Origin of the sequence: Microvirga sp. 17 mud 1-3 (genome assembly GCF_003151255.1) — a bacterium.
GTDB lineage: Bacteria > Pseudomonadota > Alphaproteobacteria > Rhizobiales > Beijerinckiaceae > Microvirga.
Window position 1 is genome coordinate 1,390,649 of sequence record NZ_CP029481.1, and the last position, 12,866, is coordinate 1,403,514.

The 12,866-nt window shown below is 64.8% G+C and carries 10 protein-coding genes and 1 other RNA gene; 5 read left to right on the forward strand and 6 right to left on the reverse strand.

The genetic code is table 11. From position 1 onward, the window contains the following. Positions 1–136: 136 nt before the first annotated feature. The 3 genes from metH to C4E04_RS06480 all read left to right on the forward strand — a co-directional run bounded on the left by metH (position 137) and on the right by C4E04_RS06480 (position 5,779). The gene (gene metH / locus C4E04_RS06470; RefSeq protein WP_371682055.1) at positions 137–3,853 is read left to right on the forward strand and encodes a methionine synthase; all 3,717 of its coding nucleotides are present in this window, start codon (positions 137–139) and stop codon (positions 3,851–3,853) included. Positions 3,854–4,158: 305 nt separating this feature from the next. Continuing rightward, entirely contained in the window at positions 4,159–4,704 is a 546-nt protein-coding gene (locus tag C4E04_RS06475; protein ID WP_109596019.1) for a hypothetical protein, read from the forward strand. A 70-nt stretch (positions 4,705–4,774) separates the two neighbouring features. Then, positions 4,775–5,779, forward strand: coding sequence for a hypothetical protein (locus C4E04_RS06480; protein WP_109596020.1), 1,005 nt, complete (start codon positions 4,775–4,777; stop codon positions 5,777–5,779). Between the two features lie 286 nt (positions 5,780–6,065). Here C4E04_RS06480 and C4E04_RS06485 read toward each other — a convergent pair whose 3' ends face one another. The 6 genes from C4E04_RS06485 to C4E04_RS06510 all read right to left on the reverse strand — a co-directional run bounded on the left by C4E04_RS06485 (position 6,066) and on the right by C4E04_RS06510 (position 11,384). After that, entirely contained in the window at positions 6,066–7,298 is a 1,233-nt protein-coding gene (locus C4E04_RS06485; RefSeq protein ID WP_109596021.1) for an ABC transporter permease, read from the reverse strand. Beyond that, a complete protein-coding gene (locus tag C4E04_RS06490; RefSeq protein WP_109596022.1) occupies positions 7,295–8,011 on the reverse strand; it encodes an ABC transporter ATP-binding protein in 717 nt (238 codons plus the stop codon). The genes C4E04_RS06485 and C4E04_RS06490 overlap by 4 nt, the downstream gene beginning before the upstream one ends. Positions 8,012–8,021: 10 nt before the next feature. Further along, positions 8,022–9,482, reverse strand: a complete 1,461-nt coding sequence (locus tag C4E04_RS06495) for an efflux RND transporter periplasmic adaptor subunit (protein WP_109596023.1) — start codon at positions 9,480–9,482, stop codon at positions 8,022–8,024. Positions 9,483–9,521: 39 nt separating this feature from the next. Further along, a complete protein-coding gene (locus C4E04_RS06500) occupies positions 9,522–10,292 on the reverse strand; it encodes an N-acetylmuramoyl-L-alanine amidase (protein WP_109596024.1) in 771 nt (256 codons plus the stop codon). Between the two features lie 4 nt (positions 10,293–10,296). Continuing rightward, positions 10,297–11,022: a TerB family tellurite resistance protein gene (locus C4E04_RS06505; protein WP_109600856.1), complete on the reverse strand. Its 726-nt coding sequence runs from the start codon at positions 11,020–11,022 to the stop codon at positions 10,297–10,299. A gap of 83 nt (positions 11,023–11,105) precedes the next feature. After that, the gene (locus C4E04_RS06510) at positions 11,106–11,384 is read right to left on the reverse strand and encodes a glycine zipper domain-containing protein (RefSeq protein WP_109596025.1); all 279 of its coding nucleotides are present in this window, start codon (positions 11,382–11,384) and stop codon (positions 11,106–11,108) included. Positions 11,385–11,678: 294 nt separating this feature from the next. On the opposite strand from C4E04_RS06510, the gene C4E04_RS06515 reads away from it, so the two are divergent. Beyond that, positions 11,679–12,311 (forward strand): transglycosylase SLT domain-containing protein, encoded by a 633-nt coding sequence (locus tag C4E04_RS06515; RefSeq protein ID WP_109596026.1) that lies wholly within the window; start codon positions 11,679–11,681, stop codon positions 12,309–12,311. Positions 12,312–12,383: 72 nt separating this feature from the next. After that, positions 12,384–12,761: RNase P RNA component class A (rnpB, locus tag C4E04_RS06520), an RNA gene on the forward strand. Positions 12,762–12,866 lie beyond the last annotated feature (105 nt).

The window sequence follows — 12,866 nt, forward strand, 5'->3', positions numbered from 1 at the left end:
CGAGCCAGCGCCCGGCCATTTTGTGTCAAACCCGCTGCCGCGCGGTAAGGGCGGCTGCAACCGGGCAAACCGGTAACGACGAAAGATAACGACGATGACGATCGATGCTCCCTGTCCCGCCGATGGCGCCGCGGTGATGAAGGCGCTCCGGGAGGCTGCCGCACGGCGCATTCTTGTGCTCGACGGCGCGATGGGCACGGAGCTGCAGCGATCCCGCTTCTCCGAAGAGGATTTCCGGGGTGCGCGCTTTAAGGACTGGAAGCAGGATGTCAGGGGCAACAACGACCTGCTCATCCTCACCCAGCCCGATTCAGTCCGGCAGGTGCATCTCGATTATTTCCGCGCGGGCGCCGACATCGTCGAAACCAACACCTTCTCAGGGACATCCATCGCCCAGGCCGATTACGGCATGGAGGAGATCGTCTACGAGCTCAACGTGGAGGGCGCGAAGCTCGCCCGCGAGGCGGCCCTGCAGGCCGAGAAGGAAGACGGCCGTCGCCGTTTCGTGGCCGGCGCGGTCGGCCCGACGAACCGCACCCTCTCGATCTCGCCGGACGTGAACAACCCGGGCTACCGGGCCGTCACCTTCGACCAGGTGCGCGCCTCCTATGCGGAGCAGGTGAGGGGACTTGTCGACGGCGGCGCCGAGATCATCCTCATCGAGACGATCTTCGACACCCTCAACGCCAAGGCCGCCATCGTGGCGACCTATGAGGTCTTCGCCGAGAAGGGCGTCAGGCTCCCGGTCATGATCTCCGGCACGATCACGGACCTGTCCGGGCGCACCCTGTCGGGCCAGACGCCCACGGCCTTCTGGCATTCCGTGCGTCATGCAGCGCCTTTCGCCATCGGCCTCAACTGCGCGCTCGGCGCGCGGGAAATGCGGGCGCATATCCAGGAAATCGGCAAGGTCGCCGATACCCTGGTCTGCGCCTATCCCAATGCGGGTCTTCCCAACGAGTTCGGCCTCTATGACGAGCGGCCGGAGGCGACTGCCGGCATGCTGGCCGAGTTCGCCGATGCGGGCCTCGTCAATGTCGTCGGCGGCTGCTGCGGGACGACGCCCGACCACATCCGGGCGATTGCCGAGGCAGTAGCCGGCAAGGCACCGCGACAGGTGCCCGTCGTGAAGCCGATGATGCGCCTGTCGGGTCTCGAGCCCTTCGTGCTGACGCCGGACATTCCCTTCGTGAATGTGGGCGAGCGCACGAACGTCACGGGCTCCGCCAAGTTCCGCAAGCTCATCACCAACGGCGACTACGCGGCTGCCCTCGACGTGGCCCGCGACCAGGTGGCGAACGGCGCGCAGGTGATCGACATCAACATGGACGAGGGCCTGCTCGATTCCGAAAAGGTGATGGTGGAGTTCCTCAATCTCGTCGCAGCGGAGCCCGACATCGCCCGCGTGCCGGTGATGGTGGATTCTTCCAAGTTCCACGTGATCGAGTCCGGCCTGAGATGCATCCAGGGCAAGGCTATCGTGAACTCGATCTCCATGAAGGAGGGCATCGAGGCCTTCATCGAGCAGGCCAGGATCTGCCGCGCCTACGGGGCCGCAGTCGTCGTCATGGCCTTCGACGAGCAGGGCCAGGCCGATACTTTGGAGCGCAAGGTCGAGATCTGCACCCGCGCCTACAAAATCCTGACCGAGGAGGTGGGCTTCCCGCCGGAAGACATCATCTTCGATCCCAACGTCTTCGCGGTTGCTACCGGCATCGAGGAACACAACGGCTACGGCGTCGCCTTCATCGAGGCGACGCGCATCATCCGCGAGACCCTGCCGCACGCCCATATCTCGGGCGGCGTGTCGAACCTGTCCTTCTCGTTCCGCGGCAACGAACCCGTCCGCGAGGCGATGCACTCCGTGTTCCTGTTCCACGCGATCAAGGTCGGCATGGATATGGGCATCGTCAATGCGGGTCAGCTCGCCGTCTATGACGAGATCGACCCGGAGCTGCGGGAACTCTGCGAGGACGTGGTGCTCAACCGTCGTCCCGATGCCACCGAACGGCTCCTGGAAGCTGCGCCGCGGTTCAAGGGCGACGGCGGGGGCCAAGTCAAGGCGGCGGATCTCGAATGGCGCTCCTGGCCTGTGCAGAAGCGCCTGGAGCACGCGCTGGTCAACGGCATCACCGAGTTCATCGTGGAGGATACGGAAGAAGCCCGCCAGCAGGCCGAGCGGCCCCTGCACGTGATCGAAGGCCCGCTCATGGCCGGCATGAACGTGGTCGGCGACCTGTTCGGCGCCGGCAAGATGTTTCTGCCGCAGGTGGTGAAGTCGGCCCGCGTGATGAAGCAGGCCGTGGCCTATCTCATGCCTTTCATGGAGGCCGAGAAGGAGAAGAACGGCAGCACCGAGCGCTCGGCGGCCGGCAAGGTCCTCATGGCGACCGTCAAGGGCGACGTGCACGATATCGGCAAGAACATCGTCGGCGTGGTCCTGGCCTGCAATAACTACGAAGTCATCGATCTCGGCGTCATGGTGCCGGCCCAGAAGATCCTGGACACGGCGCGCAAGGAGAAGGTGGACATCATCGGCCTCTCGGGCCTCATCACGCCCTCCCTCGACGAGATGGCCTATGTGGCAAGCGAGATGGAGCGCGAGGGCTTCGACATCCCGCTCCTGATCGGCGGCGCCACCACGAGCCGGGTCCACACGGCCGTGAAGATCCATCCCCATTACAACAAGGGGCAGGCGGTCTACGTGACCGATGCGAGCCGCGCGGTCGGCGTGGTCTCGGCGCTCCTCTCGCCGGACGCCCGGGACGAGTATATCGGCACGCTCCAGGCCGAGTACCGGAAGGTGGCCGACGCTCATAAGCGCTCGGAGGCCGACAAGCTGCGCCTTCCCATCGAGAAGGCGCGGGCCAATCGTTTCCCCATCGACTGGGCCGCCTACCAGCCGCCGAAGCCGACCTTCACGGGTGCGCGCGTGTTCCGCAGCTATGATGTGGGCGAGCTGGTGCCCTATATCGACTGGACGCCCTTCTTCCAGACCTGGGAGCTGAAAGGGCGCTTCCCGGCGATCCTGGACGATCCCGAGCAGGGGGAAGCCGCGCGGCAGCTCTTCGAGGATGCGCAGGCGATGCTGAAGCAGCTCGTCGAGGAGCGCTGGTTCAACCCCAAGGCCGTGATCGGCTTCTGGCCCGCCAATGCGGTCGGCGACGACATCGCGCTTTACACGGGCGAGAGCCGCGCAGATGTGCTGGCGATGCTCCACGGGCTGCGCCAGCAGCTCTCGCGGCGCGACGGCAAGCCGAACCTGTGCCTGTCAGACTTCGTCGCTCCTCGCGAGAGCGGGAAGGCGGATTACGTGGGCGGCTTCGTGGTCACGTCCGGGATCGAAGAGGTACGCATCGCCGAGCGCTTCGAGCGCGCCAACGACGATTACCGCTCGATCCTCGTCAAGGCGCTGGCCGACCGTCTGGCGGAGGCCTTCGCGGAGCGCATGCACCAGCGGGTGCGCAAGGAATTCTGGGCCTACGCGCCGGATGAAAACCTCGGCAACGACGGGCTGATCCGCGAGGAATACCAGGGCATCCGCCCCGCGCCCGGCTATCCGGCGCAGCCCGACCATACCGAGAAGTCGACGCTCTTCAGCCTGCTCAACGCCGAGCGCAGCATCGGCGTGGCGCTGACCGAGTCATACGCCATGTGGCCTGGTTCCTCGGTCTCGGGTCTCTACCTGTCGCACCCGGAGGCCTATTATTTCGGCGTCGCCAAGGTGGAGCGCGACCAGGTTGAGGATTACGCCGCCCGCAAAGGCATGAGCATCGCAGAAGTCGAGCGCTGGCTCTCCCCCATCCTCAACTACGATCCGGCTTCATACAGCAGCATCATGGCGGCCGAGTAGGCACGCGGTGGACGTGCAATCGCGAAGCAAATGAGACGTGTCAGAGACACGGGGACAAATGCACCATTACGTGCATTGAATGGGGTCAGGAGCCGCCAGGCTCCTGACCCCAACGTTTTATAACGTCCCATTATCGGAATGGCGTGATCGAACGCGCGGCGGTGGTCCTGCTTCGCGCGCTCGGAGCTGAATCCTATAAGAATTCTACTCCCTCGCTTCAGAAGCATCGGCTATAAGCGCGCAAGCTTAACAGTAGTACCGCGACTTGGGGGCTCCCCACGACCGGCACTCGAAAGATTAAAGTCATGCCTCGCATCCTTGAGACGATCTCACGCCAACTCCGCTGGGACTGGCAGCATACCAACACAGGGGAGAACAAGAACCAGACCGCCTGGTGGGGTAACTACGAGCCTCAGTGGGATGTGATGGACGCGAAGATCGCGAACCTCGTCTGTGAGCTTGAGGACGACCAGTGGGAGGTGAAGTCGGTAACCCCGCTCACCTCATCGCGATACACGGGGGTAGGCCTCGACAATCGCGGCGGAGGGACGACGGTTTGGGGCGGTGGCTACGGTTATGCCACTCCTGTTACTGTAGGTGTCATTGTCCTGGCCCAACGATGGGTTGAAGTGTCTGAAGACGAGCTTGCGCAACGTTCTCGGGAGCGCGCTGAGCGTCAAGCCTCCCAGGCCACCGCAGCGCGTCGCGCTGAGCACGACAGAATCATGGCGCTACCGATCAAGGCCTCTGGGATCTTCTCCAAAGAATGGGTTTTCAATGGCGAGAAGTACCCCTCGGAGGGTGCAGCCGTGGTGGCCAGGAAGTCCTTAGCGGAAAAGGCGCTGGGATAGTATTGCCCAGTTGTCCAAGTAACCTTGAGAAATTATGGGCTGTTGGCGTCCCCGTGCCCGGGGGAAATCAATGGACAGCGAGATGATGTACGGTCTCACAAAGGCTATGGCCAAGAACCTGGGCCTGCTTGCAGCTGCTGTCGGATTGGTGCTTGCTGCATCCTTGGCACAGGCTCAGGACAAGCACTTCTATCTTGGGCCACGCACCCCCCGCATTGATGTAACCAAAGTCACAGGCTTTGGCACAGAAAATGCGGTCGCCGAAGGCACCGTCACCGAGGCCGCGGCCAGGGAATTCTGCGAGACCTTCCGCGTCCTCGACACACCGGAAGAAACCAGGGAGTGCATTGCCGGAAAGCTGGCGCAATACGGAAAGACCTACAGGGTGACGGCGGACTGTGTGGCCGGGTCGATCACGTCAGTCTACGAAGAAACCTTCTACTACGTAGGTCAGCGCGTGCGCAGGAGTGACACCGACTCTCCGAATATCTCTCTCTGGAAGGATGAGGAAGGCGAAACGCTTGATTTCACGCGGCCCTATGACCCTGGTCATGTGGTTGCTCAGAACTGGAGTACGGTCTGCGGCGCATCCCATCGGCCTGACACTCATGCCCAGCTTCAGGCACTCATAAAGCGGTCCAACAAAGCCGGAACCGGAAAGGCTCAGTGGACCATGGGGCCGCGTAAGAAGGGCTTCGACGGCCTCTCCTATCTCCACAACGGCTCATACATGCTCGTCGATGAGCGCCACGGCGAAATCCGCTACGAAGAGCCGAAGCGGGCAATTGCAGGCACTGTTGCTCCAGGCACGGTACTGTTTAGAGGCTCCTTCAGCGACACCGAGTCCGACCCAACCAAGGGCTACGCCAAAGGCGTGGTGAAAGGCACCGCCTACACCTTCAAGAAGGGCTGCCCCCCAGCTCCCTATGAGGTTGAAGGCACCTATGACTCCGGTACCATCACCCTAAGAGGCCAAGCGCCAAAGCGCGACAAGAACTCGTGCGCTGTTCTCGGCACAACCAGCAACAGCCCCCACACGGTTTTGAGGTTTGAGGAGGCGCCCATAGGCGACTGACGCCGTGCTCCCATTCTGAGAGCGCAAAGCGTGGGTGCCTATTCCGCTCCCCGAGACGCACCCAGCCTTTCCCATGAATGGCGTTCAGCGCAATTCGAGGGAAATGCCTTTGAGATTGGCTCACGAAGTCAGCTAATCGCACAATTCGTCTCAGAGACTGTGACTTCCTCAGTGGGATGGAGCGCGACCTGTTTCCCTCCTCTTGTGGCGAGGAGGGCATGTAGCGCTTTCCACGTCATTCCGGGCCCAGTGCTCAGCACTGTCCCGGAATGGCGATGTTGCGTTCCTATTCCCGCCGCAGCGCTTCGATGGGGTCGAGCTTCGCGGCGCGCTGGGCCGGGTAGAATCCGAAGAAGATGCCGACAAGGGCCGAGAAGCCCACGGCGATGACGACGGCGTTCGTCGACACGAGCGATGGCCAGCCAGCGAGCTGCGCCACCAGATAGGCGGCGCCGGCGCCGAGACCGATGCCGAGGATGCCCCCGATGGTCGACAGGGTGGTGGCCTCGATGAGGAACTGGCTGAGGATGTCCCGCGGCCGCGCGCCGACAGCGAGACGCAGGCCGATCTCACGGGTGCGCTCGGTTACGGAGACCAGCATGATGTTCATGATGCCGATGCCGCCGACGAGGAGCGACACCGCCGCGACGGCCGCGAGCAGCATCGAGAGCGTGTTCGCGGAGGCCGAGGCCGTATTGGCGATCTCGGTCAGGTTGCGGATCGAGAAGTCGTCCTCCTGCTCGCCGAGGATGCGGTGGCGCTGCCGGAGGAGCTGGGTGATCTGCTCGATGCCCGGCTCGATCTCGTCTTCCTGCGCGAACTTCACGAAGATCGAGCCCACGGACCTGTCCTTCGCGTAGTTGCGGCCGATGACGCGGCGGCGGCCCGCATCGAGGGGCACGAAGATCACGTCGTCCTGGTCTTGTCCGAAGGCGGACTGGCCCTTGGGCGCCATGACGCCGATGACCCGGAACGGCACGTTGCGCACGCGCACGGTCTGGTCGATGGGGTCGTCCTCGCCGAAGAGGTTGCGTGCCACCGTCTGCCCCAGGATGACGACGATGTCGCCGCGGCGCACCTCTTCCGGGTCGAAGGTCCGGCCGGAGGCGACGTCCCATTCGCGCGCTTCGAACCAGTCGTTGTCGATGCCGTAGATGCGGGTGGCCCAGTTGCTGCCGCCCGCGACGACCTGCGTTCCACCCTGCACGAAGGGCGCGGCCGCGACCACGCCGTCGATCTCGTGGCGGATCGCCTCGGCGTCTTCGTCCGTGAGGGACGAGGATGCGCCTGCGCCGAGCCGCGCGCCGCCCTGTGTGACGTTGCCGGGCGTGATGATGGCAAGATTGGCGCCGAGGGACCGGATCTGCCGGTCGACCAGATTGCGCGCACCTGAGCCGATCGCCACCATGGCGATCACGGCCGCCACGCCGATGACGATGCCCAGCATGGTGAGCAGGCTGCGCAGGGCATTCGCCGCGATGGCCGAGAAGGCGGACCGGATGGCTTCGAACCACCTCATGCGACGACCTCCTCGATGCGGGCGTCAAGGGGCGTCTGGCGCACGTCCTCGATCACGCGGCCGTCCCGGAAGCGCACCAGACGGCGCGCATGGCGCCCGACATCGGCGTCGTGGGTGACGAGCACGATGGTGGCGCCTTCGCGGTTGAGCTCTTGGAACAGGGCCAGGATCTCCCGGGCGGTGCGGCTGTCGAGGGCGCCGGTGGGCTCGTCGGCGAGCAGGAGGCTCGGCTCGTTCACGAGCGCTCGCGCGATGGCGACACGCTGCTGCTGGCCCCCCGAGAGCTGCATGGGGCGATGATGCGCCCGCCCGGCAAGGCCGACCCGCTCGAGGGCGCTGAGGGCGCGCGCATGCCGCGTCTTCCGGTCAACGCCCGCATAGATCATCGGCAGCTCCACGTTGCCGATGGCGTCGATCCGCGGCAGCAGGTTGAATTGCTGGAACACGAAGCCGATCTCGCGGTTGCGCAGTCGTGCCAGCCCGTCCGCGTCGAGGCCCTCCACGGCCGTGTCGGCGAGCCGGTAGTGGCCCTCTGTCGGCCTGTCGAGGCAGCCGACGAGGTTCATGAAGGTGGACTTTCCGGAGCCCGACGGACCCATCACGGCCACGAAGTCGCCAGCCTCCACGTCAAGGTCCACATGGTCGAGGGCGACGACGCGCCCGCCGTCCAGGTCGTAGACACGTCTCAGGCCCCGGGTTTCGATGAGCGGCACGACGGCGCTCCTAGAACATGCGCGGCGCGCGGCGGCGCGGCGGGGAACTCGGCTGGTCGGAATCCTGCGCTCCACCCCGTGCCCCACCTCCGACCACGATGGCATCACCCTCCTTCAGGTCGCCCCGCAACACCTCCGTGTAGGAGCCGTCCGTGACGCCGACCCGCAGGGGCACGAGTTCCGGATTTCCATCCACGAGGCGATACACGCGTCCGTCGAGGCCGGGATCTGCCGCTGCCGGGCGCGCGCCGCGGCGGCGCTGCGGGTTCTGTGCCGTCTCCGGAGTGGACTGCCTGACCGCCGCCACCGTCGCGCCGGAGGGGCGGTAGCGGAGGGCAGCGTTGGGGATGCGCAGCACGTCCTCGCGCTCGTCCGTGATGATCTGGAGATTGGCCGTCATGCCGGGCAGAAGCGCGAGGTCGGCATTCTTCACGCCGATGACGGCCGTGTAGGTGACCACGTTCTGCACGGTCTGCGCGCCGAGGCGCACCATCCTGACGCTGCCGGCGAAAGTGCGGTTCGGATAGGCATTGACCGTGAAGCTGACGGCCTGGCCCTCTTTGAGGCGGCCCACATCCGCCTCGTCGATATTGGCGTAGATGTCGATCTCGCGCAGGTCCTGCGCGATGGTGAAGAGGGTCGGCGCCGAAAGCGAGGCCGCGACGGTCTGCCCGAGTTCGATATCGCGCTTCACCACGACGCCTTCGACGGGTGAGCGGATCTCGGTTCGGGCGAGGTCGATCTCGATATCCCGCAGCTTCGCCTCCTTCTGGAGGATCATCGCCTCGGCCGACTTAAGGTTTGCCTGGGCGAGCGCGAGGTCAGCACGCAGGCCTTCCGTCTCGGCCTTGTTGGAGGCGATCTGGGCCTGGGCCGAGACCAAGGTGGCCTTCTGGACGTCGAGCTGCGTCTTCGCCTGGTCGAGGGCGTTCTGCGTGCCGGCCGCACGGGCGAAAAGCTCGTTCTGCCGCTCGAAGGTGCGCTGCGCATCGGCGAGCTGCGCCTGTGCGCGGTCACGCTGGGCCGCGATATCCGTCGTGACGGCCTCGGAGCGCTGGAGCATCGATTGCGCCTTGTCGATCTGCGCCTTCTTCGTGTCCCGGTCGGCCTTTGCCTGGGCGAGGTCGGCGAGCGCCGCGTCGCGTCGGGACTTGATCTGCTCCGAATAGAGACGGGCGACGACCTGGCCTTCCTTCACGGGGGTGTTGTAGTCGGCGAGGATCTCCACGACCTGGCCCGAGAGCTGCGAGCCCACCAGGACCGTCGTCACGGGATTGAGCGTTCCGGTGGCGCGCACGCTCGCCGTGACCGGTCCCCGCTCCACGGCCGCGAGCCTGTAGGCCGCGTCCGACGCGTTGCCGCCGGCAGGCCGCCACAGGAAGAACCCTGCTGCCCCCGCGACCGCCAGAACGCCGATGACCCAGAACCAGACCCGCCGCACGCCGAAAACCCTCTCAAGCTCGCCATGCATTGTGACGGAGAACCCGGCGGGATTCGAGTTAACTCTTTGTCATGCGACGCTTTGTGGTCGCGTGGCGATCAGGTCGCGCAGGGTGGTGATGGTTGACGCATCGGCAACCCCATCGACCCGTTCGGGCCGGAAATGCCGCTGGAAGGCCGCCACGACCTTCTCGGTGTTTTCGTCGAACACGCCGCTGATCTTCAGCCCGTAGCCGTACATGGTGAGCATGGCCTGGAGCGCCTCGATGGGCATGCCCTCGTCGCCGCGGGCGAAGAAGCGTCCGTCGCGGATGGAGGCGGGCGCCACCCAGTGGCCGACGCCGGCCTCATGCAGCCTGTGCCAGGGGAACAGCTCACCCGGGTCGACCTTGCGCCCCGGGGCGACGTCCGAATGGGCGAGCACCCGCGTCGGCGGGATCCGCCAGCGCGAGACGATGTCCCGCGCAAGCGCCGCGACGCTGTCGATCTGGGCGTCGGGGAAGGGTGGCAGGCCACCCGGATGCCCCGGATTGGCGATTTCGATGCCGATGGAGCGGGAGTTGAGGTCCGTCTCGCCGTCCCAGTAGGAGGCGCCCGCATGCCAGGCCCGGCGGGCCTCCGGCACCATCTGGATCACCCGTCCGTCCTCGAACACGAAGTAGTGGGCTGAGACCTGCGAGATCGGATTACAGAGCCATTGCAGGGCCTCGCCCGCATCCGGCATGCCCGTATAGTGCAGGATCAGCATGTCGGGCCGCCGTCCGTCCTTCCGCTCCCCATGGTTCGGCGAAGGAAAGACCTTCGCGGCGACTGTGGTTTCGGGGCGGGGAGGGGGGCTCATCGGTTCACCTGAGCTGTCGTTCGGCCGCGACGCGTTCCCAGGCGGCGTTGATGACCGCGAGCCGCTCGGTCGCGATCTTCACGGCCTCCGGCGGCAGTCCGCGCGCAATTTCCCGGTCGGGGTGGTTCTCGGCCACAAGCTTGCGATAATGGCGGCGCAGGTCTTCGTCGCTCATGGCGCGATCCGCCTTGAGGATGAGATAGGGATCGTCCGCCTGCCGCACATGGCGCGCGGCAATGCGCTGGAAATCCGCGTCCGAGAAGGAGAAAATCGCGGCCACGTCGCGCAAATAGGCGAATTCGGCCTCATGCACGGCGCCGTCCGCCTTGGCGATGTGGAACAGGCCGTCGAGCACGTCTTCCAAAAGGGCGGGCTCGTCCTTGAAGAGGTCGCCGATCTGGCGCGCATAGGCCTCGAAGCCTTCGGGGGTCTGCTTGGCCAGATCGAACAGGCGCTTCACGCGCTCATGCTCCCCGGCCGGAACCTCTACGATCTGCTCGAAGGCCTCGACCTCCCGGTCTACCACCACGCCGTCGGCCTTTGCCATCTTGGCCGCGAGGGCGACCAGGCCCATGGTGAAGACCACATCCCGCGGCGGACGCCCGAAGATCGCCCCCTCGCGGTCAATCAGCATATGACCCGCGACGCCGCCCAGAAGGGCGCCGATCGGCCCCCCCAGAGCGAGGCCGAGGCCCACGCCGCCCAATTTGCCCCAAATCGACTGAATCATCTTGGGATTGGTAAGCGCAAGTCCGGGCAAAAGAAAAGGGGCCGGAACGATCCGGCCCCCTGAATTTCGACCTGGGAAGACGATTAGCGGCAGTAGATGTTGCCGTAGACGTCCTGATACGTGCCATAGGGGCAGGCCGGACGGGAGGGCGTGGTCGCAGCGCCGACCATCGCACCGCCGGCAGCGCCGATGGCTGCGCCCGCAAGAGCGCCACCCGCGCGGCCCGTCGCAGCGCCGCCGATGGCTGCACCCGCGAGACCGCCGATGGCTGCACCGCCGACTGCACGCTCGCCAGGCGTATTGCAGGCTGCCATCGAGAGGGTGAGGGCGCCAGCTGCGATGGCTGTGATGATCTTTTTCATGGAAGCTTCCCTGTCGTTAGCGGGCTGTGGAGCGCCCAGCCCTACTTAGCTTGACCTTACGCTGACGCCAACTCTCGGATGACCAAACAGTTCCTTGGAACAGGAATTATCTGTAGAAAATTCTCACGCGTTAGAGACATGAAGAACTCGCGGAATTTCGCAAGGTTTCCTTGGCTTCTTATTGTCTAGCTTAAGCAAAAATCGAATATCGTTGCGCCTTGTCGTGTCACATCTTCGCCCCATTTCGGCCCCACCGAGCGAATGATCGCAGCCGTATGATCCTGGGGGACCGATATGACTTTGCCGCATCTCATGAGAACGGTCGCGGTTGCATCTCTCGGCATTGCAGTTCTTGCCATAGCGACCCGCGCTCATGCGGAGGGTGGCGAAGGTGCGAGCGTCGTTCCGCCCGAACCGCTCTTTGAGAATCAGGTTGCGGACGCTGCCGTGACAGATTCGGCTCCTGAGGCGGCCAAGGCAGACGACAAGGCGACCACTGCTTCCATCGTGCCGGCGATCCGGATCAGGACGCGGGTGTCCGACGAAGCCCGCGCCGAGACTCTGAAGCCTCTCATCCAGCGTTATGCGGCCGAGCACGAGCTGCCTTATTCCCTTGCGGATGCGGTCGTTCGGGTGGAGAGCCGCTACAATCCCGCTGCCCGCAACGGCCCGAATATGGGGCTGACCCAAATCAATGTCCGCACCGCCCAGGCGCTCGGCTACCAGGGCAATGCGGCCGGCCTTCTCGATGCGGAGACGAACCTGCGCTACGGCCTCAAATATCTTGCGCAGGCCTACAGGCTCGCCGGCGGGGACACCTGCGGCACTATCCTCCGCTACCAATTCGGCCACCGCACCCAAACCATGACCCGCGCGTCGCGCGCCTATTGCGCCAAGGTGAAGGTCATCACGGCGAAGGCCGATTAACGTCGCTTTGTGCCCCCGCAAGGCGTAAGCCGCCCTTGACGAATGGGCGCTGCTTCCCCCACATCCACCGCGTCAGTCGGCCGGGCGGCCGCTCCGCTTGTCGGAGAGGAAAGTCCGGGCTCCATGGAAGTACGGTGCCGGATAACGTCCGGCGGGGGTAACCCTAGGGAAAGTGCCACAGAAAGCAGACCGCCCCGCTCATGCGGGGTAAGGGTGAAAGGGTGCGGTAAGAGCGCACCGCGGACGCAGTAATGCGGACGGCACGGCAAACCCCACCGGGAGCAAAACCGAATAGGGACGACAGGCGTTCGCGCCAGGCCCGTTTCCAGGCTCGTCGTCCGGGTTGGTTGCTTGAGGCGGTCAGCAATGACCGTCCCAGAGGAATGGCCGCCACGTCCGGGGTTCGCGCCCCGGGCCCTACAGAACCCGGCTTACAGGCCGGCTGACAACTTTTCCACAGGGCGAAATTTGGGGAAATCGAGGGCAAACCGTTGCCCCGCTTACGATTCATTAACCCTAAACAATTCTGATGGCGGTTGTCTGCCGACAAGCCTT